The following is an 18,415-nucleotide window of genomic DNA, read 5'->3' as shown; positions in this document are numbered from 1 at the left end:
CGTGACGATCGCCGGCCGGCGGCGCGTCCCGTCGGGCGCGAAGCAGGTGACGGCATCGTGCACCGGTTACTGATCTATGCGCATTTTACCTCGATTCCGTAATCAATCACACACTTTCGGTTACATCCCGCGTGCGAGGAATGTTCGGCGGTACTTCACCTGGGGGCAGGCGTGCGGGACAGACGGATCCAGATCGAATGGGCGGAGCTCGGCATCGCGGTGAGCGCGGAGCTGGACGGGCGCAACCCCGCGCTCGCCGACGCGCTGTGGAACGCGCTGCCGTACCGGACCCTTCAGGGCCACGCCCTGGTGGCCGGGCACCACCTCTTCCACGTGGCGCCGGTGCACGAACTCCTGTACCTGCCCGCCGAGCAGAAGGTGGACCGGCGGACCGTCCCCGACGGCACCGTGTTCTGCTCGCGCCTCCAGCACCTCGGCATCAAGTACGGGGAGCTGACCGAGCCGATGCCCGCGACGCCCGTCGGGCGGGTCCGGGCGGCGGACATGGACGCGCTCGCCGAGGCGGGCCGCGCGGTGTGGGACGCGGTGTACTCGTCCAAGCGGCACGTGTTCGCCGAGGTGACCCGGCACGGGGAGCAGGGCGAGGGCGAGTGCCGGGTGCCGCGGCTGCAGGCCGAGGACCCGACCGTCGACGCGCTGATCGGCAAGGTGCACGCGGAGACCGAACGCGTCTGGACGCACCCGCCGGAGGAGCTGGTCGAGCTGCACGAGGGCCGGATCGCCTCCCGCGCGGGCAGCTTCGAGACCGTCCTGACCACGCTGCTGTTCGTCAACGGCGAGACCCGGCCGCTGGGCTACTGCGCCTACGGCGGCCTGGTGCGCGCGGCGGCCGAGGAGATGCCGCTGGACTGCCTGCGGCAGATGGCCCGCATCCTCACCGCGACCCCGGCGGAGTTCCTCGGCTACTGCGGGCTGCAGACGCTGCACCAGTTCACCGAGAGCGCGCTCGACGCCGCCGACCGGATGGAGCGGCGCGCGGACTTCCTCGCCCTCATGGCGCAGATGGCCCTGTACGTGAACTGCCTGGGCGGCTGGAACCTGCAGCTGTTCCCGTGGAGCGTGGGCCACCACCTGCGCCGGGAGGCGTGCCCGGCATGACCGAGGTCGTGGTCATCGGCGGCGGGGTGATCGGCCTGTCGATCGCCGCGCACCTCGCCCGGGACGGCGCCCGGACGACGCTGCTCGAGCGCGGCGAACTCGGCTCGGGGGCCTCGCGGGCCACCGCCGACGTGCTGCGCTCCTACTTCGCCGGCGATCCGGACGGCTCCCGCCTCGCCGCGCGCAGCCTGCGGGCCTACGCGGCGGCCGGGGTGCCGATGCGGCGGGTCGGGTACCTCGTGCTGTTCACCGAGCCCGAGCAGGTGGCGGCGTTCGAGGCGGAGCTGCCCGCGCAGCGGGACGCGGGCGTCCGGGTGGAGCTGATCGGCGCCGACGAGGCGCGGCGGCGCAACCCGCTGGTCGAGGAGCCCGGCCTGCTCGCCGCCGCCTGGTCGCCGGACGCCTTCGTGAGCGACACGCGCCGGATCGTCCGGCACTTCGCGGAGGAGGCCCGGCGGGCGGGCGCGGTGCTGCGCACGCACTGCGAGGTCACCGCGGTGGACGCCGACGCGGGACGCGTCGAGACGCCGGACGGCCCCGTCACGGCGGGGGCGATCGTGTGCGCGGCCGGAGCGTGGTCCCCGTGGATCGCGTCGGCGGCCGGGGTGGACGTCGCCATGACGGGCGCGGCCGTGCAGGAGCTCCTGCTCACCGGCCCGGTCCCCGGCCTGCCGGAGATCCCGGTGACGCTGCACGCCGCCAGCGGGCTGCTGACCCGCGCCCGCGAGGGCGCGCTGCTGATCGGCATGGGCCATCCGGGGACCGACCGCGAGGAGTGGCTCGCGCGGGTGAAGTCGCAGCTCGCCCGCACCTACCCCACCGCGGACCCGGCGGACCTGCGGACCGCCGTGACCGGCCCCAGGGACGCCAGCCCGGACCGGTCGGCGTTCATCGGCCGCCGCCCCGGCACCCCGATGTTCCTGTACGCCGCCGGTTTCTCCGGCCACGGGCTGTGCCAGGCGCCCGCCGCCGGGGAGCTGGTGAGCGCCCTGTACCACGGCCGCGACACCGGCGTCCCCGCGGAGCGGCTCGCCGCCTCCCGGCTGCGCCCGGAACGGATCGTCATCGACGGCCGGATGCGCGACGTGCACGCCCAGAACGAGCGGCTGCGCCGCGCGGGCCCGGTCGTCCCGGTGGAGCTGCCGGGGCCGGTGCGCGCGTGGGCCGTCACCCGCCACGACACCCTGCAGGCGGCGCTCGTCCATCCGGACCTGTCCAAGGAGCTGTGCCACTGGGCGGACTGGTCGGCCGGACGGGTCCCGCGCGACTGGCCGCTGAACAACATCGTCACCGCCGAGTCCATGATCACCAAGGAGGGCGCGGAGCACCGCCGGCTCCGGGCGCTCGTCGGCAAGGCGTTCAGCGCGCGGCGCGTCGACCGGCTCCGGCCCCGCGTCGCGCACCACGCCGCCGCGCTCATCGCGGCCCTGGCGGACCGCGCGCCCGGCCCGGTCGACCTCCGCCTGCACTACGCCTACCCGCTGCCCCGCAACGTCATCTGCGAGCTCGTCGGCATGCCCGAGTCCTGGCACGCCGACCTGCACAAGCTCACCGACTCGCTGATCCGCGTCACCGACGACGCCGACTACGCGGCGTCCCGCATGGGCACCCTGCGGGCGCTGTTCGCCGAGGTGATCGCGCTGCGCCGGCGCGAGCCGGGCGACGACCTGACGAGCGCGCTGATCGCCGTCCGCGACGAGGAGGGGAACCGCCTCACCGAGCGGGAGCTGCACGACATGGTGATGACGCTGTTCATCGCCGGGCACGAGACGACCGTCAACCTGATCACGAACGCCGCCCGCGCCCTCCTGGCGCATCCCGGCGAGCTGGCCCGGCTGCGTTCCGGGACGCTCCCGTGGAGCGCGGCCGTCGAGGAGACCCTCCGCTGGGACTCCCCGGTCGCCTACTTCCCGATGCGCTACGCCACCCGGGACGTCGACCTGGACGGCGTCCGCATCGGCGCGGGCGACGCCGTCGTGGCGTGCTACGCCGCCGCGGGCCGCGACGACCGCCGCTACGAGGACGCGGCCGAGTTCCGGCCGTCCGATCCCGCGGCGGACCACCTGTCGTTCGGGCACGGCGAACACTTCTGCCTGGGCGCCGCGCTGGCCCGGATGGAGGCGGAGATCGCCCTCGAATCCCTGTTCACGGCGTTCCCCGGTCTCGCGCCCGCCGCGCCGCCTGAGGAGCCGGAACCGCTGGCGACCCCGCTGAGCAACAGCGTCCGGACGCTGCCCGTCCTGCTCGGCGACCCGGCGTCCCGCTAGCCGGACGCGCCGCGCTCCGGCGCCCGGACGAGCGCGGAGCCACCGGACACGGGGTCCGGGTCCGCTTCCCCGGCGGCGAACTCGGCGGCGAACGCCGCGTCCCCCAGGGCGGCCCGCGCCCGGGCCGTGATGCGGTCGACGTCGCCGCGTTCGGCGTCCGGCAGCGGGGCGCCCACGGCGGCGCGGAGGGCGGCGGCCGCGCCCAGCAGCCGCGCCGCGGGACGGGCGTCGCCCGCGAGCGACCGGGCCCCGGCGGCGCCCTCGAAGGCGAGCGCGACGGCGCGCGGGTCGCCGATCCGGCGGGCGGCGGCGAGCCCGTCGCGGTGCCGGGCGAGCGCCGCGCCGGCGTCGCCGCGCAGTTCGGCGGCGAAGCCGAGCTCGGCCAGGACGAGCGCGTGCCCCGGCTCCCCGTCGACCGTCCGGATCCAGTCGAGCCACGGCAGCAGCAGCGCCTCGGCCGCGTCGAGGTCGCCGCGCCGGCGGGCGGACAGCGCCAGGCCGACCGCGGCGAAGTGCTCGGCGACCGTGTTCGACTGGTCGGCGGCGAGCGCCCGCGCCCGGCGGTGCCGGTCGTCGGCCGCGGCGAAGTCCCCGGTGAGCAGGGCGATCCGGCCGAGGCCGGACAGCCGGAACGACGCCTCCGCCCAGAGCCCCAGCTCCTCGGCCATCCGCAGGCCGTCCGCGTGCAGCCGGGCGGCCCGGTCGTAGTCCCCGGCGATCTCGGCCAGCTCGCCGAGGGTGTTGGTCGCCTTCAGCCGCCCCCAGCGGTCACCGAGGCCGCGGAACAGCGTCTCGCTCTCCGCGGCGTCGCGCCGGGCCGCGTCGAGCCGGCCGCGCGCCCGGTGGACGGTCGCGCGGACGCTCAGCGCCGCCGCCGTCCCCCAGCGTTCACCGAGCCGGCGGAACTCCGCCAGCGCGCGTTCCACCAGGTCGGCGGTCACTTCCAGGTCGCCGAAGCCGCGATGGGAGAAGGCGAGGAACCACTGCGCCCACGCCCGCGCGCCCGGGTCGGTGATGCCCTGGTGCGAGGTCGGCGCAGCGGCGGCCCGGTCGGTGTTCGTCAGCAGCCCGAAGCCGTCCCGCCAGGCCGTCGCCTTCGCGCGCTCCTCGGACGGCCCGTCCGCGGCGGCCAGCGCCAGATCGAGCGACCGCAGCGCCTCGGTCAGCCGCCCGCGCAGGTACCAGTGCCAGGCCAGCGCGTTCACCAGGCGCAGCGCCTCCGCCGCGAGCCCGAGGCGGGTCGCGTCCTCCAGGGCCGCGCGCTGGTTGGCCGCCTCGGCGTCCAGCAGCTCCAGCCACCGCCGCTGGTCGTGCCCGTAGAGGTACGGTTCGGCCCGGACGGCGAGGGCGACATGATACCGGACGAACCGGGCCCGGACCTCCGCGGACTCCCCCGCCTCGTCCAGCCGCTCCAGGCAGTACGCCTTGACCGATTCGAGGAGCCGGTAGCGGGGGCCTCCGGTTCCGTCCGCCCGCACGACCAGCGACCGGTCGACGAGCCGTGCCAGGACGTCCAGGACGTCGAGCCCGTCGAGCCCGTCCTGCGCGCACACGTCCTCGGCGGCCCGCAGGGTGCAGCCGTCCGCGTGCACCGCGAGGCGCCGCAGGACGGCGCGTTCGTCCGCCGTCAGCGGCTCCCACGACCAGTCGATCATCGCGCGGAGCGTCCGCTGGCGGGCGGGCGCGTCGCGGTTCCCCGAGGTCAGCAGGCGGAACCGGTCGTCGAGCCGGTCGGCGAGCCCGGCCACGCCGAGGGCCCGGACGCGGGTCGCGGCCAGCTCCACGGCGAGCGGGATGCCGTCCAGCCTGCGGCAGACGGCGGCGATCGCCGCCGTGTCGTCCGGTCCCGGCGCGAACCCGGGCGCGGCGGCGGCCGCCCGTTCGGTGAACAGCCGGACGGCGTCCGCCTCGCCCAGCGGCGGCACCGGCCACAGCCGCTCGCCCGACAGCGCCAGCGACTCCTGGCTGGTGGCGAGCACGCACACGCCGGGCGCGGCCCGCAGCAGGGCCGCGACCTGCACCGCCACCTGGTCGATCACGTGCTCGCAGTTGTCCAGGACGAGCAGGAGCCGCCGGGCGGCGAGCGCACCGGCGAGCAGCTCCACGGGCGTCCGCCGGACGGCCTCGACGGCGGGGGCGTCGTCGTCCCGGACGCCGAGCACCATCGCGATCGCGTCGGCCGGGCTCGCACCGGAGGCGCGGTCGAGTCCGGACAGCTCCACCAGCCAGACGCCGTCCGGGAACCGCTCCCCCGCGTCCGCGCCGGTCAGCGCCCGCGCGGTCGCCAGGGCGAGCCGCGTCTTGCCGACGCCGCCCGGCCCGGTCAGGGTGACCAGCCGCGACTCGTCCAGGAGCGCGCGGACGTCCGCCACGGCGGCCTCGCGTCCGACGAGGCCGGTCAGGGGCGCGGGCAGGTTCGTGGGCGGCGCCGCCGCCGGGGCGGCGCGCGGGGCCGTCCGCGGTGCCTCCAGGGCCGGGTCCTGGTTCAGGATCGCCCGGTGCAGGGCGGCCAGCTCGGGGCTCGGGTCGACGCCGAGTTCCTCGGCCAGCCGGTGCCGCAGATCGTCGAACCCGGCGAGGGCCTCGCTCTGCCGGCCCGCCCGGTAGAGCGCGCGCAGCTGCACCGCCCGCAGCCGTTCCCGCAGCGGGTGCCGCGCCACCAGGTCGCCCAGCTCGCCCGCCAGCACGGCGTGCTCGCCGAGCTCCAGCCGGGCCTCCGCGTGCTCCTCCTGGACGGCGAGCCGCTCCTCCTCCAGCCGCGCGGCGTCCGTACGGACGAACTCCTCGTCGGCGAAGTCGGCGTACGCCCGTCCCCGCCACAGCGCCAGCGCGTCGGCCAGCAGGGCGGCCCGGACGCGCGGGTCGTCGGCGGCGCGGGCGCGTGCGGCGAGGGCGTGGAACCGGTCGCCGTCCACCATGCCGGGGTCGACGCGGAGGAGGTAGCCCGGCGCCTGCGACACGACCAGCTCACGGCCCCCGGGCTCGGCGGCGTCGAGCGCCCGGCGCAGCTGCGACACGCGCGTCTGGAGGGTGCCGACGGGGTTGCGCGGCATCCGCTCGCGCCACAGATCGTCGACGAGCCGGTCGACCGGGACGGGGCGGCCCCGATGGACGAGGAGGTGCGCCAGCAGCGCGCGGACCTTCAGCTCCGGGACGCGCACCGCCGCCCCCTCGTCCGTCCACACGGCGAGCGGACCGAGCACCCCGAAACGCATGACCGGAAGGCTACCGACAGCGGACCTGCAGAAGATCCGAAGCGCCGCTCCGCAGAGTGGGGTCATCGACCGAAGCACCACCCCGATGGGAGTTCCGATGACTTCGCACAGCACCCTCACCGGCCGTGAGATCCGCCTCGCCGCCCGTCCGGTCGGCGAACCGGCCCCGGCCGACTTCGCGCTCGCCGAGGCGCCCGTGCCGGAGCCGGGCGACGGGCAGATCCTGGTCCGCAACACGTGGATGTCGGTCGACCCGTACATGCGGGGGCGGATGGACGACGTCCCCTCGCCCGTCCTGCCGCCGTTCGAGATCGGCGCGCCGCTGGAGGGCGCGGCGGTCGGCGAGGTGATCGCCTCCCGGTCCGCGGACGTCCCGGTCGGCGCGACGGTCTCGCACTTCCTGGGCTGGCGGGAGTACGCGGTGCTGGACGCGGCCGCCGCGACCGTCGTCGACACCGGGCTCGCGCCCGTCCAGGCGTACCTGGGACCGCTGGGCACGACCGGCCTGACGGCGTACGCCTCGCTCACCGACGTGGCGCCCGTCCGGGAGGGCGACGTCGTCTTCGTGTCCGCGGCGGCGGGCGCGGTCGGCAGCGTCGCCGGGCAGCTCGCCCGCCGGCTCGGCGCCGCGAGGGTGATCGGCTCGGCGGGCGGGCCGGAGAAGACGAAGCGGCTGCTCGCCGACTTCGGGTACGACGCCGCCCTCGACCACCGCGCCGGGCCGATCGCCGCGCAGCTCGCGGACGCCGCCCCGGAGGGCATCGACGTCTACCTGGACGCCGTCGGCGGCGACCACCTGGAAGCCGCGATCGACGCGCTGAACGTCGGCGGCCGCGCCGCGCTGGTCGGCGCCATCAGCGGCTACAACGCGACCGCGCCCGTCCCGGGCCCCGCCAACCTCACGCACATCGTCTACAAGCGGCTCACCCTGCGCGGCATGCAGGTCGGCGACTACCTGCACCTCTTCCCCGAGTACATCGCCAAGGCCGCGGGGTGGCTCGCCGACGGCACCCTGCGCACCGAGGAGACCGTCTTCGACGGTCTCGACCGGGCCCCCGCCGCGCTCCTCGGCAACCTGCGCGGCGCCAACACCGGCAAGACGCTCGTCCGTCTCTGACCTCCGGAAAGGCACCCCGATGACCACCGCCCTGCTCGTCGTCGCCCACCACCGCGGCGACTCCCTGACCGCCCGCATCGCCGACCGGACGCGCGTGCGGCTCGAGAAGTCCGGAACCACCGTCGACGTCCTCGACCTGCACGCCGAGGGCTTCGACCCGCGGATGACCGGCGCGGACGAACCGGACTGGGGCGACCGCGACAAGACCTACTCCGCGGAGGTCCGCGCCCACATGCGGCGGATCGACGCGGCGGACCTCATCGTCGTCGTCTTCCCCGTCTGGTGGTACGGCCTCCCGGCCGTCCTCAAGGGCTGGATCGACCGCGTCTGGAACCACGGCTTCGCCTACGGCCACCGCACGGCACGTCTCGGCGGGAAGCGCATGCTGTGGCTGGCGCTGGCCGGCCAGTCCCGCGCGGAGTACGCCGGGCACGGCCTCGGAGACGCCCTCGCCCACCAGTTGAGGGTCGGCATCTCGAACTACTGCGGGATCGAGGACGCCGAAGTCCGGTTCGTCCACGACACCGTGGCGGGCGGCGGCCCGGCGCCGCTGACGGCCGCCGACGAGGCGGTCGACGGGTTCCTCGCACCGGCCTGATCCGCCCCTGCGCCCGGGCGTCCCGTCAGCCGAACGCGGCGCGGAAGCGTTCGTCCAGGTCGTCGAGGCGGTCGGCGGGCTCGTTGGCGAACACCAGCCGCAGGTACCGGTCGCCGCTCGGGCCCCAGCCGGTCATCGGGGTCGCCGCCACCCGGCCCCGGTGGAACAGCCGGTCGGACGCCTCCTCGGGCGAGAGCCCCAGGGCGGCGGCGTCCAGCAGCAGCGACCAGCCGCCGTGCGGGCGGACGCACGGGTAGCCCGCGAGCCGGTCGAGGACGAGCTCGCACCGCTCCCGCCACGTCCGGGTGGCCGCGGCGACGTCGGCGTCGGCGTCCGGGGCGGACAGGGCGGCGGCCACGGCGCGCTGCGCGATCCCGACCTGGCAGACGACGTTGGCCATGCCGACCAGCGCGACGTCGGCCATGATCGGCGCCGGGCCGGTGACCCAGCCGACCCGCCAGCCGATGAGGCGCAGCTCCTTGGACGCCGACCCGACGGTGATCGTGCGGTCGGCGAGCCCGGGGTGGGCGGCCGGGTGGTCCGGGGCCCGGCCGTCGAAGCGGATCCGCTCCATCGCGGCGTCGTACAGGACCCAGCAGTCCTGCGCGTCCGCCGCCGGGGCGAGCGCGTCCCAGTGCGTCCGGTCCAGGACGCCGCCGGTCGGCATGGACGGGGCCATCACCAGGACGGCCGCGGTGCGCGGCCCGACGGCGTCCGCGAGTTCCCGCGGGTCGACGCTCCAGCCGTCCGGGCCGGGCACCGACCGCACGTGCCGGGGCACGCCGCCCGCCAGCCGGATCCGGTTGACCAGCCCCGCGTAGACCGGATCGCAAATCACCACCTCGTCGCCGGGCTCGACCGTCGCGAGCAGCACGTTCAGCACGCCGTTGAGGCCGCCCGCCACGCTGACGCACTCGGTGACCGGGTCGTAGGCGCGCCCGGCGATCCGCCCGACGTGCGCGGCCGCCGCCTCCCGCAGGGACGGGTGCCCCTGGAACGGGAGGTAGCTGTTGGCGTCGTCGTCGTCGATCGCCGCGCGCGTGACGTCCAGCGCCACCCGCGGCGGGCGGACGTCGGTGTCGAGGTTCTCCAGCCGGAGAAGGTCGGGGTCGGCGGCGGCGTCGGCCGCGTCCCCCATCCGGTCCACGCCGATCCCCGGGATGTGACGCAGCCGCGACACGCTCACGATGCCCTCCCTCTCGCCGTCGTTCCATAAACAGAACGTTCCGTATGTGGAACACTAGGTCGACGCGGCGCGGCGGTCAACGGTGAGGGGAACGGCGGTGCGGGGAGACACCAGCGAGGAGAGGCACGACCCGGCTCGCCGGGTGGGGAACCGGCTGCGGGACCTGCGCGCCGGGCGGGGCCTCTCGCTGTCGGAACTGGCCCGCCGGTCCGGGATCGGCAAGGGGACGCTGTCGGAGCTGGAGGCGGGCCGCCGCAACCCCACGCTCGAGACGCTGTACGCGCTCACGTCCGCGCTCGGCCTGCCGCTGAGCGCCGTCCTGAGCGTCCCGATGAGCGCGCCGATCAGCGGGGACGCGGTCGAGGCCGTCCTGACCGAGCGCTTCGAGGACGGCACGGCGGTCAGCGAGGTGTACCGGATCAGGATCCGCGCCGGGACGGTCCAGGAGTCGGCCGCGCACACCCCCGGGAGCACCGAGCACATCATCGTCCTGGCGGGCACGGCGCGGGTCGGCGCGACCGCCGCGCCCGTCGCCGTGGGGCCGGGCGGCCACGCGCGGTGGCCCGCGGACGTCCCGCACCTGTACGCGGCGCCGGACGGGCACGTGGAGGCGGTCCTGGTGGTGCGCCACCCGGTTGGTGCGCCACCTCCCGAGTGACTCCCGTTTTAAGGTTCGTCGCCGACAGACGCCGAAAACGCCGCCGAAGGTTACACCGGGGGTTCAACGATACGGTCGAAGTGCCCCCGTTCCCCGCGTTGAAGGCCGGTGCCATGGCGGACGATGCCGCGTCGATCGAACTCTCCATGTCCGAACTCCGCGAGGTCACGGGCTTCGCGGCGGCGTGCGCGGCCCCCGCGTTGGCGATCTTCGAGTGCGCGCGTCCCGGCGACGGGCGTCCGCGCGCCGCGCTCGACGCCGCGCGGGCGTTCGCGGACGGGGCCCGGCGGGCCAAGGTGCTGCGCGACACGGCGTGGGCGGCGCACCGGGCGGCGCAGGAGGCCCGCGACGCGGGGCAGGCCGCGGCGGGCGAGGCCGCGCGCGCCGCACTTGCCGCGGCCGGCGCCGCCTACCTGCACCCCTTGGCAAAGGCCACGCAGGTCAAGCACATCCTCGGGGCCGCCGCCCACGCGGCGCGGGCGTTCGAGCTCGCCGCGGGCGACGATCCCGCCGCCGGGGCCGAGCACCTCGCGGCGGCGCGGGCCCTCGCCCGTCCCGCCGTGGTGGACGTCCTCCGCCGCTACCCGGCCGCGCCCCCGGGCGGGGCGCGGCCCGGCGAGCTGATGCGTCAGCTCGACGCGTCGCTCCGCTGACCGTCCCCGGCGGCGGGCCGCGGCGCCCGCCACCCGGCGTGCACGCGGCCGTGCCGCATCCGGCCCACCAGGCGGACGTGCAGGGCCTCGGGCGTGTAGCCGCCGGCGTCCCTGTCGATCGTCAGCGCGCCGTGCCGCACCGACAGGTCGTTCGCGTCCACCCGCATGTCGGGCGCGAGCAGCAGCTCCACGTCGCCGCCGCGCACCCGCAGCTCGACGACCAGCTCGGACGCGCCGCGCAGCGCGCTCGTCAGGTCGAGCCGCACCGCGCACCACGCGGTGTGCAGCACCAGCCGGCGCGGCAGCGTCCACCGGCCGTCCCGGCGGACGGTGCCGTGCTTCTCGGTGATCGTGAGCAGGTCGGGCACCTCGGCCGGTGCCGGGACGAGCGCGCCGCCCGGCGCCGCGACCAGATCGGCGGTGAGCGGGGCCAGCGCGTCGACGGTGCGGGCGGTCAGCGCCGCGCCCAGCCGCTCGTCGAACTCGTCCGGGGCGAGCCGGCCGTCGGCGACGGCGGCGCGCAGCAGCTCGGTGGCCCGGTCGCGGTCGGCGTCGGACGCGCGCGGCGCCGGGGGTTCGGGGAGTTCCGGAAGCATCGGGCTCACGCGATCTTCCGGCGGTAGGCGGCGTTCGCGAGGGCGTAGGCGGCGGCGAGGACGCCGAGGCACCAGGCGAGGGCCGTCCAGATCTCGCCGCCGACCGGCTGCTGCGCGAACAGGTCGCGGATCGTGTCGATGATGGACGTCACCGGCTGGTTGTCGGCGAACGCCCGCACGGGGCCGGGCATCGTGTCGGTGGGGACGAACGCCGAGCTGAGGAACGGCAGGAAGATGATCGGGTAGGCGAACGCGGACGCCCCGTCCGGGGAACTCGCCGAGAGGCCGCACGTGCTGACCTCGCTGGTCGCCAACCTGGTGTCGCTCGCGGTCGCGGGCCTGCTGGTCCTGGTGACGTTCACGCTGACGTGGATCGCCGTGATCCCCGGCCCGCGCAGCACCTTCAGGTCCTTGTAGGACTTCTCCAGGCCCCGCACGTGAATCGCATGCGTCGTCATTCGCAGAACACCTTCAGTTTCGTTCCGGGGTCGTCCAGGTCGACGAGGACGTCGCCGAGCTCGTCGATCAGCGCTTCGAGGTGCTGCGGCTTGAGCTCGGCGAGGTCGATCGGCACGCCCGCCTTGTCCAGCTCCGCGTTGGCCCTGTCCAGCGCCTGCGGCGGGACGAGGCTCGCCAGCCGGACCCCGGCGCGCAGCAGCCGCAGCGGGACGCGGAGGTTGATGCGGCCCGGCTCGCCGCCCGCGTCGTCCGTCCAGCTCATCACCACGCGCAGGTACTTGGGGCGGCCCTTCGGACGCGACTCGGCCGCCGGCGGCTCGGGCCGTGCCCGCTCGAGCGCGTCGATCAGCCGCTCCGCCTCGTCCGCGCTGATCTTGCCCTCGGCCAGCATCTCCAGGATCTGGCGGCGCTGCTCGTTCATCGTCTCTCCTTCACCTGACGCTCACCAGCACGGCCGTTCCGCCCTGCTCGAACTCGACCCGGGTGCCGGGCAGCGCCCACAGCAGCCGCCCGGCGCCGCACAGCGCGCCCACCGGGCTCACCCGGAAGATCACGCACGCGACCAGCCCGCCCGCCACGGCGAGCAGCAGCAGCGGCGACAGCACCAGCGCCACCGGCACGACCGGGACGTACAGCCGCCGGGGACGGCCGCGCCCGCGATACCGCACCGACACCAGCTGCGGGATCACGGCCCCTCCAACTCGTCCAGCGCCTCCTGGACGCCGATCTCGCCCCGCCGCAGCCGCTCGACGACGTCGGCGCCGGAGGGCGCCGGATCGGTGTCGACGAACTCGAGCCGCTCGGAGATCCGGTTCAGCCGGGCCTTCACCGTCGGGTAGCTCACCCCGAAGATCCGCTCCATCTCCTTGATCGAGCCGTGCGCCCGCACGAACGCGGCGACGAACACCTGGTCGTCCACGTCGAGCTGGGCGAGCTGCGGCGGCTCGAACTCCCCCTCGACCGCGACCCCGTTGTCGACCAGCCGAACCCGCTCCACCACGAACGCCCGCCCGCGCGTCAGGTCCGTCAACTCCTGCCACTCCACCCGCGTCCCCCCTCTCGCAGCCTGCGCGTGGTTCAGTTGTATCTTGAGTTTTTGAAGGAGTCAACGCGAGGAGCTTAAGAATATCAACCCGAGGCTTCAAGAACTCAACATCGACAACCGTGCCACGAGGTCCACCGGCCTCCACCGGCGCTACGCTGTCGCACCGTGAGCGAGACGCGCCTCGACGGCGCCCGCATCCGGGCCGCTCGCCGGGTGATCGATCCTGTCTTCCTCGACAGTCCGCTGTACCGCTGCGAGGCGCTGGAGCGCGTCCTCGGGTGCGCGGTGAGCATCAAGCTCGAGACGGCGAACCCGGTGCGCTGCTTCAAGGCGCGCGGCACCGAGGTCGTCGCGAGCCGGCTCGCCGCCGAGGGCCCGCGAGCCGCCGTCTGCGCGAGCGCGGGCAACCTCGGCCAGGCCCTCGCGTGGTCGGGCCGCGCCCGGGGACTCGACGTGACCGTGGTGGCGTCGCGCTTCGCGCCCGCCGCCAAGCTCGACCGCATCCGCGCGCTGGACGCCCGGCTCGAACTGGTGGACGGCGACTTCGACACGGCCCGCGACCGCGCGGCGGCCATCGCGCGGCACGACGGCGTCCGTCTCGTCGAGGACAGCCTGGACCTGGAGACCTGCGAGGGCGCCGCGACCATCGGCCTGGAACTGGCGGACGCGCCGTTCGACGCCGTCCTCATCGCGCTCGGCGGCGGAGCGCTCGCCACCGGCGTCGGTCACGTGGTGAAGGCCCGCGCCCCGGAGGCCGAAGTGGTGTGCGTCCAGCCGCTGGGGGCACCGGCGATGACGTACTCGTGGCACCGGCGGCGCGTCGTCACCACCGACGCGACCGACACCATCGCCGACGGCGTCGCGGGCCGCCGTCCGATCCCGGCCGTCCTGGACGACCTCCTCGCGGTGGCCGACGACGCCGTCCTGGTGCGGGAGTCGTCGATCGTCGCCGGCATGCGGCTGCTGTTCGACCACGCCGGCCTCGTGGTCGAGCCGTCCGCCGCGCTCGGCATCGCGGCGATCCTCGAAGACCGCGCCCGCTTCGCCGGCCGGCACGTGGTCACCGTCGTCTGCGGCGGCAACGTCGACATGGACGCCTACCGCCGCTGGATCGGGCCCGGCGGGCTCTAGACGTCGTCCCAGGCCGCGGAGGTCATCTTCCAGCCGGCGTTCGTCCGGACGAACTGGGTCGTCTGCCGGCCGGAGCCCTCGAACCATTCGCCGTCACGAAAGCCGGACTTGCCGTAGGCGCTGAACCGGTGCGCTATCGAACCGAAGATCTCCGTCTGCTCGGTGATCTCCCATTCGGAGAACTCGGTCAGCGTCCCGTCGGTGAGCATCTCCTGCCGGGGGGCGATGAACGAGTCGAGGTCGTAGACCTCGGTCTCGCCCCCGACGTTCTTGATGATCACGGCCTGCGGGATGAACATCTCCCGGATGACGCCGAGGTTCGGCCCGCTGCCGCCGGTGTTCGCGAACGCGCCGAAGAGCGTGCGCATCATCCGGTCGAGTTCGTCCTTGACGTCGGCGTCCACGGGGCCTCCAGGTTTCCGTAACAAGCGTTATGTGAATGTACCCTGGCGCCATGCCGCGCCACAAGGGAGACCACGAAGCACGACGCCGCGACGTGTCCGGGGCGGTGTGGCGGGTCCTGGCCGCGCAGGGGTTCGGCGGCCTGACGCTGCGGGCGGTGGCCACGGAGATGGGCGCGACGACCGGCCTCCTCACGCACTACTTTCCGAGCAAGAAGGACCTGGTCTCGTACGCGTTGACGTTGCTGGACGAGCACCGGACGGCGACGCGGAGGGAACACGCCGGGCCCGACGGCCTCGGCGCGCTGCGCGCGATGCTGCTGGACATGCTGCCGTCCACCCCCGAGGCCGCCGCGGACAACCGGATCTGGATCAGCTCGTGGGACACCGCGCTGGCGGCCCCCGACCTCGCCGCCGCGCACGCGGCCCGCTACGCACGCTCGCGCGAGCGGATCCGGCGCCAGGTGCAGGCGGCACAACGCCTGGGCGAACTGCCCCCCTCCGACCCGGACGACCTCGCCGCGGCCCTCCAGTCGTTCACCCTCGGACTCATCGTGCAGGCGCTGTTCAGCCCGGAGGACTTCCCGCCCGAGCGGCAGACCCGCCTCCTGGACGCCCACCTCGCCGCGCTCACCACCGCGGCCGGAGAGGCATAGCCGAACTCCGGGTGGCCGGCGCGCCGCGTCGGTCCCGCTAAGCGGGGTCCGCGGTTCCGGCGCTCGCGACGAGCCGCCGGACGCCCGCGCGGAGCCGCTCCTCGCCGACGTCCGGCAGGATCGACGCCACGTGCTCCGCCGCCAGCGCCGCGAGGACGGCGTGCGACGCGTGCTCGGGGTCGGGCGATCCGTCCAGCAGGATCGCCAGGTGCCGGTGCCAGAACCGGTAGGCGCCGATCCGGTACCGGGCCCCGGGCGCCGCCGTCTCCGACATGCGGACGAGCGCGACGTGTTCCAGCAGGTAGTCGAGGTAGGCGTCGACGAACGCGACGGCGCGCTCCGCGTTCGGCGCGCCCGGGCCGAGCGGCGGGGGCCCCTCCAGCACCGCCTGCTGCAACACGCGCTCCCGGGCGTCCAGCAGCGCGGCGGCGAGCCCCGCCTTGTCCCCGAAACGCCGGAACAGGGTGCCCTTGCCGACCCCCGCCGCGGTCGCCACCTGGTCCATCGTCACGGCCTCCACGCCCCGCTCGGCGAAGAGCCTCGCGGCCGCGTCCAGCACGGCCGCCCGGTTCCGCGCCGCGTCCGCCCGCTCCTTGGGCGGCGGCGTGCGCAGCAGTTCCAGCGGCATTGCGGAAGCGGACTGCGGTCCGGTACTGTCCTGAGCCATGAACCGGACTATAGTCCGTTCTCGCTCTGGAGGTATTGCCATGACCGCACTCATCACCCGCGACGAACTGAAGGCCGCGATCGACGCGGGCGCCGTCACCGTCGTGGACGCGCTCGGCGGCGAGTATTACGCGAAGCAGCACCTGCCCGGCGCCGTCCCGCTCGTCCGGGACGACGTGGACGCGCAGGCTCCGGCGCTGCTCCCCGACCGCGACGCCGCGATCGTCACCTACTGCTCCAACCCGGCCTGCCCCAACAGCGGCCAGGTCGCCGACCGCCTCACCGCCCTCGGCTACACCGACGTGCGCAAGTACCGCGAGGGCATCGAGGACTGGGTGGCCGCCGGCCTCCCCACCGAGTCCGCCTGACGGCGAACCCGCGCAAGTCGACCTCAACCAAAAAGACGGTGCTGTATTTTTGTCTCACGGACGGCCGGTCCTCTCACCGCGTTGCGGGGCGCGGCGAGGATCGGCCGTCTGGAGCACGCCGGTCAGGCGTGGCGGCGCACCAGATCGACGATGACCTCGGCCAGAACGTCCGGCCGCGTCATCGGCACGTTGTGGCCGGCCTCGATCTCGACCAGTTCGCGGTCCGGGGCGGCGTCGACCACGGCCCGCACCTCGTCCCGCCGCTCGGCGTAGAAGCCCTTGCCGGGCAGCACGAACGTGATCGGGCACCCGACCCGCGCGTACACGTCCACGCTCGGATGGACGACCGCGCGAGGGTCCGAAGCGCTGACGACGGCGATCTCCTCGACCGTCGGACGGCGCTCCCAGAGCCCGTCCGCACCCCGCAGGAAGCTTCGCCGCGCGACCTCGCGCACCAGTTCCGGACGCGCCCCGGCGTTGAGCCAGTCGGTCCCGGCCTCGCGCACGCATTGCTCCACGTACGCGTGCATCTCCTGCTCGTCGGCCCGCCAGCCGTACCGGAACATCTCCCGCAGCCGTTCGGCCGCCTCCGGGCTCCGCCACCGGTCCCGCCCGAGCATCACCGTGTCCCGGTCGTCGAGCACCATGCCGTCCACCACGCACAACGCCGCCGCGTCCACCGGCCCGGCGGCCGCCGCCGTCACGGCGTACCCGCCGGTGGAGTGCCCCACGAGCACGGGACGGTCCCACCCCAAGGCCGTCAGCACCTCGCCGAGGTCCCGCCAGTACTGCTCGGGCGTGCTCGACGTCGGCGCGCTGCGCCCATGCCCGCGCAGGTCCACCGCGACCGGACGGCAGTGCCCCACCAGACGAGCCGCCACATCGGCCCACACCGCCGCGTTGTGGCCACTGCCGTGGACCAGCAACACCCCGGGCCCCCGGCCCCCGAAGTCCACCCCCGCCAGCACACCATCGCCAACAGGCAACTCGACCCGCGCCCCCACCATCACCACCACCCCACGAGCAAGGCACCTCGCTCACGCGCCTCCACCCACCGGACACCCTGGCCCCCGCCCACAGAGCCAGAGCATCCAGAACGACAGGTCACCGCTTCAGACCAGCCACCAGCCCCGCAAACGCCTCCCGGGAGACGACGAGCATCGGCCCGTCAGGGTCCCTGCTGTCACGAACGGCGATGTTGCCGAGGACGTCCGCAACCTCTACGCAGTTGGACTGACCGCTGGTGCTACTGTGACTCGACTTTCGCCAGGCTCCCCGGTACATATTCACGTCCCCGAGCGCTTCAAGTCGGCCACAAGCACCGCGAACGCCTCCCGGCGGACGACGAGCCTCGGCCCGTCCGGGTCCTTGCTGTCACGGACGGCGACTTTCCCAGGAAAATCGGCCAGTTCGACGCATTCGCCTCCGGTCGAGGTGCTCTGGCTCGCCTTGCGCCAGACGACGTCGCTCATTTCCACGCCTCCACCCTGGTACGGATCTCGTCCAACGACTGCGCCACCGGGAGCGCAAGGCCCTGGACCTGTCGGAGCGCCCTGCCGAAGGCTACAAGATCGGACGGTTCGGACATGGTGTATCCCCGCGCGATCGTCTCCACGTACGCCACCTGCTGCATGTCTTCGAGCGTGGCGATCGTGAACGAATGGGTGTTGCCGAGGTGCGTCCCGTCCGAGGGGACGATCTGTATCTGCATTCCGTCTTCGATCCTCGCGGCGAGGTGTTCGAGCTGCTCCACCATCACCCACGGCTCCCCGACCGGCCGCGTGAGCACCTGCGCGTCCAGGAGGAATGAGACGTCCGGGGGTGGCGGATCCGACCGCGTGAAGATCGCCTGCCTGGACATGCGTGCGCTCACCGCGTCATTGTCGCCGCGCAGCATCGCCGCTGCGTAGCTCGGCACCTGCAGCAGCCCATGGACGACGGCGAGGCTGTAGGAGGTGAGCACGACGGCCTCACCTTCGACGGCCACCCAGTCGAACCATACGGGGAACGCCGAGTCCATGGCGAGATCGCGCCATAGCCCGAGCAGTTCCCCCTGCGCATCGAGAACTTCATCCATTTCGGCGGCGAACTTCTCGGTGCATCTCGCCCGTCCATTCTCGATCGCCCCAATGTACTGGGCCTTAACACCGGCGCCGCTGTGCGCGCGCGCCGCGAGCGCCTCTTGCGTCAAGTGTTTCGCGTCGCGGAAGCGCCGGAAGCGCCTTCCGAAGGCGACCAGCGTCGGACTGGTCGAGCTCCTTCTACGTCGACTGCTCATGC

The 18,415-nt window shown here is 74.5% G+C and carries 22 protein-coding genes; 9 read left to right on the top strand and 13 right to left on the bottom strand.

Going from position 1 to position 18,415, the window contains the following annotated elements; genetic code table 11:
• Positions 1 to 171: 171 nt before the first annotated feature.
• Positions 172 to 1,119 (top strand): cucumopine synthase-related protein, encoded by a 948-nt coding sequence (locus tag AB0L25_RS03760; protein ID WP_500168302.1) that lies wholly within the window; start codon positions 172 to 174, stop codon positions 1,117 to 1,119.
• Entirely contained in the window at positions 1,116 to 3,386 is a 2,271-nt protein-coding gene (locus AB0L25_RS03755) for an FAD-dependent oxidoreductase (RefSeq protein WP_500168300.1), read from the top strand. The genes AB0L25_RS03760 and AB0L25_RS03755 overlap by 4 nt, the downstream gene beginning before the upstream one ends.
• Here the strand turns inward: AB0L25_RS03755 and AB0L25_RS03750 are convergent.
• The gene (locus AB0L25_RS03750; protein WP_500168298.1) at positions 3,383 to 6,601 is read right to left on the bottom strand and encodes an AfsR/SARP family transcriptional regulator; all 3,219 of its coding nucleotides are present in this window, start codon (positions 6,599 to 6,601) and stop codon (positions 3,383 to 3,385) included. The genes AB0L25_RS03755 and AB0L25_RS03750 overlap by 4 nt on opposite strands.
• A gap of 97 nt (positions 6,602 to 6,698) precedes the next feature.
• Between AB0L25_RS03750 and AB0L25_RS03745 the strand changes: the two genes are divergently transcribed.
• Positions 6,699 to 7,718 carry an NADP-dependent oxidoreductase gene (locus AB0L25_RS03745; protein WP_500168297.1) on the top strand — a complete coding sequence of 340 codons (1,020 nt, stop codon included), beginning with the start codon at positions 6,699 to 6,701 and terminating at the stop codon, positions 7,716 to 7,718.
• Positions 7,719 to 7,737: 19 nt separating this feature from the next.
• On the top strand, positions 7,738 to 8,316 hold the full coding sequence (locus AB0L25_RS03740; protein ID WP_500168295.1) for an NAD(P)H oxidoreductase: 579 nt from the start codon (positions 7,738 to 7,740) through the stop codon (positions 8,314 to 8,316).
• Positions 8,317 to 8,341: 25 nt separating this feature from the next.
• Here AB0L25_RS03740 and AB0L25_RS03735 read toward each other — a convergent pair whose 3' ends face one another.
• The gene (locus AB0L25_RS03735; protein WP_500168293.1) at positions 8,342 to 9,502 is read right to left on the bottom strand and encodes a pyridoxal phosphate-dependent aminotransferase; all 1,161 of its coding nucleotides are present in this window, start codon (positions 9,500 to 9,502) and stop codon (positions 8,342 to 8,344) included.
• Between the two features lie 97 nt (positions 9,503 to 9,599).
• On the opposite strand from AB0L25_RS03735, the gene AB0L25_RS03730 reads away from it, so the two are divergent.
• Together AB0L25_RS03730 and AB0L25_RS03725 are read left to right on the top strand one after the other, a co-directional pair.
• Positions 9,600 to 10,160: a helix-turn-helix domain-containing protein gene (locus AB0L25_RS03730; protein ID WP_500168291.1), complete on the top strand. Its 561-nt coding sequence runs from the start codon at positions 9,600 to 9,602 to the stop codon at positions 10,158 to 10,160.
• Between the two features lie 113 nt (positions 10,161 to 10,273).
• Positions 10,274 to 10,813, top strand: a complete 540-nt coding sequence (locus AB0L25_RS03725) for a putative immunity protein (protein ID WP_500168289.1) — start codon at positions 10,274 to 10,276, stop codon at positions 10,811 to 10,813.
• On the opposite strand, the gene AB0L25_RS03720 is transcribed toward AB0L25_RS03725, so the two are convergent.
• Genes AB0L25_RS03720 through AB0L25_RS03700 form a run of 5 tightly spaced genes read right to left on the bottom strand, consistent with a single transcriptional unit; the run spans position 10,789 to position 12,898 of the window.
• Positions 10,789 to 11,409, bottom strand: coding sequence for a DUF1707 SHOCT-like domain-containing protein (locus AB0L25_RS03720; protein ID WP_500168506.1), 621 nt, complete (start codon positions 11,407 to 11,409; stop codon positions 10,789 to 10,791). The two genes, AB0L25_RS03725 and AB0L25_RS03720, sit on opposite strands and share 25 nt — an antisense overlap.
• A gap of 5 nt (positions 11,410 to 11,414) precedes the next feature.
• Positions 11,415 to 11,867 carry an ABC transporter permease gene (locus AB0L25_RS03715; RefSeq protein WP_500168287.1) on the bottom strand — a complete coding sequence of 151 codons (453 nt, stop codon included), beginning with the start codon at positions 11,865 to 11,867 and terminating at the stop codon, positions 11,415 to 11,417.
• On the bottom strand, positions 11,864 to 12,289 hold the full coding sequence (locus tag AB0L25_RS03710) for an SHOCT-like domain-containing protein (protein WP_500168285.1): 426 nt from the start codon (positions 12,287 to 12,289) through the stop codon (positions 11,864 to 11,866). The genes AB0L25_RS03715 and AB0L25_RS03710 overlap by 4 nt, the downstream gene beginning before the upstream one ends.
• 10 nt (positions 12,290 to 12,299) lie before the next feature.
• Complete coding sequence (locus tag AB0L25_RS03705) at positions 12,300 to 12,557, bottom strand: hypothetical protein (protein ID WP_500168283.1); 258 nt, start codon at positions 12,555 to 12,557, stop codon at positions 12,300 to 12,302.
• The gene (locus AB0L25_RS03700; protein ID WP_500168281.1) at positions 12,554 to 12,898 is read right to left on the bottom strand and encodes a DUF2089 domain-containing protein; all 345 of its coding nucleotides are present in this window, start codon (positions 12,896 to 12,898) and stop codon (positions 12,554 to 12,556) included. Before AB0L25_RS03700 ends, AB0L25_RS03705 begins: the two co-directional genes overlap by 4 nt.
• A 180-nt stretch (positions 12,899 to 13,078) precedes the next feature.
• Between AB0L25_RS03700 and AB0L25_RS03695 the strand changes: the two genes are divergently transcribed.
• Entirely contained in the window at positions 13,079 to 14,044 is a 966-nt protein-coding gene (locus AB0L25_RS03695) for a threonine ammonia-lyase (protein WP_500168280.1), read from the top strand.
• Here the strand turns inward: AB0L25_RS03695 and AB0L25_RS03690 are convergent.
• A complete protein-coding gene (locus AB0L25_RS03690) occupies positions 14,041 to 14,448 on the bottom strand; it encodes a DUF4440 domain-containing protein (RefSeq protein WP_500168278.1) in 408 nt (135 codons plus the stop codon). The two genes, AB0L25_RS03695 and AB0L25_RS03690, sit on opposite strands and share 4 nt — an antisense overlap.
• A gap of 50 nt (positions 14,449 to 14,498) precedes the next feature.
• Between AB0L25_RS03690 and AB0L25_RS03685 the strand changes: the two genes are divergently transcribed.
• Complete coding sequence (locus tag AB0L25_RS03685; RefSeq protein WP_500168276.1) at positions 14,499 to 15,101, top strand: TetR/AcrR family transcriptional regulator; 603 nt, start codon at positions 14,499 to 14,501, stop codon at positions 15,099 to 15,101.
• Between the two features lie 37 nt (positions 15,102 to 15,138).
• Here AB0L25_RS03685 and AB0L25_RS03680 read toward each other — a convergent pair whose 3' ends face one another.
• The gene (locus AB0L25_RS03680) at positions 15,139 to 15,768 is read right to left on the bottom strand and encodes a TetR/AcrR family transcriptional regulator (RefSeq protein WP_500168274.1); all 630 of its coding nucleotides are present in this window, start codon (positions 15,766 to 15,768) and stop codon (positions 15,139 to 15,141) included.
• A 40-nt stretch (positions 15,769 to 15,808) separates the two neighbouring features.
• On the opposite strand from AB0L25_RS03680, the gene AB0L25_RS03675 reads away from it, so the two are divergent.
• Positions 15,809 to 16,135 carry a rhodanese-like domain-containing protein gene (locus AB0L25_RS03675; protein ID WP_500168272.1) on the top strand — a complete coding sequence of 109 codons (327 nt, stop codon included), beginning with the start codon at positions 15,809 to 15,811 and terminating at the stop codon, positions 16,133 to 16,135.
• A 122-nt stretch (positions 16,136 to 16,257) separates the two neighbouring features.
• Here the strand turns inward: AB0L25_RS03675 and AB0L25_RS03670 are convergent, their stop codons facing one another.
• The 4 genes from AB0L25_RS03670 to AB0L25_RS03655 form a co-directional block, all read right to left on the bottom strand.
• Positions 16,258 to 17,142, bottom strand: coding sequence for an alpha/beta fold hydrolase (locus AB0L25_RS03670; protein WP_500168270.1), 885 nt, complete (start codon positions 17,140 to 17,142; stop codon positions 16,258 to 16,260).
• Between the two features lie 97 nt (positions 17,143 to 17,239).
• A complete protein-coding gene (locus AB0L25_RS03665; protein ID WP_500168268.1) occupies positions 17,240 to 17,419 on the bottom strand; it encodes a DUF397 domain-containing protein in 180 nt (59 codons plus the stop codon).
• Positions 17,420 to 17,421: 2 nt separating this feature from the next.
• Positions 17,422 to 17,607: a DUF397 domain-containing protein gene (locus tag AB0L25_RS03660; RefSeq protein ID WP_500168266.1), complete on the bottom strand. Its 186-nt coding sequence runs from the start codon at positions 17,605 to 17,607 to the stop codon at positions 17,422 to 17,424.
• A complete protein-coding gene (locus tag AB0L25_RS03655; RefSeq protein WP_500168264.1) occupies positions 17,604 to 18,413 on the bottom strand; it encodes a helix-turn-helix domain-containing protein in 810 nt (269 codons plus the stop codon). Before AB0L25_RS03655 ends, AB0L25_RS03660 begins: the two co-directional genes overlap by 4 nt.
• Between the last annotated feature and the right edge of the window lie 2 nt (positions 18,414 to 18,415).

Origin of the sequence: Spirillospora sp. NPDC052242, assembly GCF_040679555.1 — a bacterium.
Classification (GTDB): domain Bacteria; phylum Actinomycetota; class Actinomycetes; order Streptosporangiales; family Streptosporangiaceae; genus Spirillospora.
The sequence above is the reverse complement of the archived record's forward strand: the minus strand, read 5'-3'. Positions and strand labels throughout refer to the sequence as shown.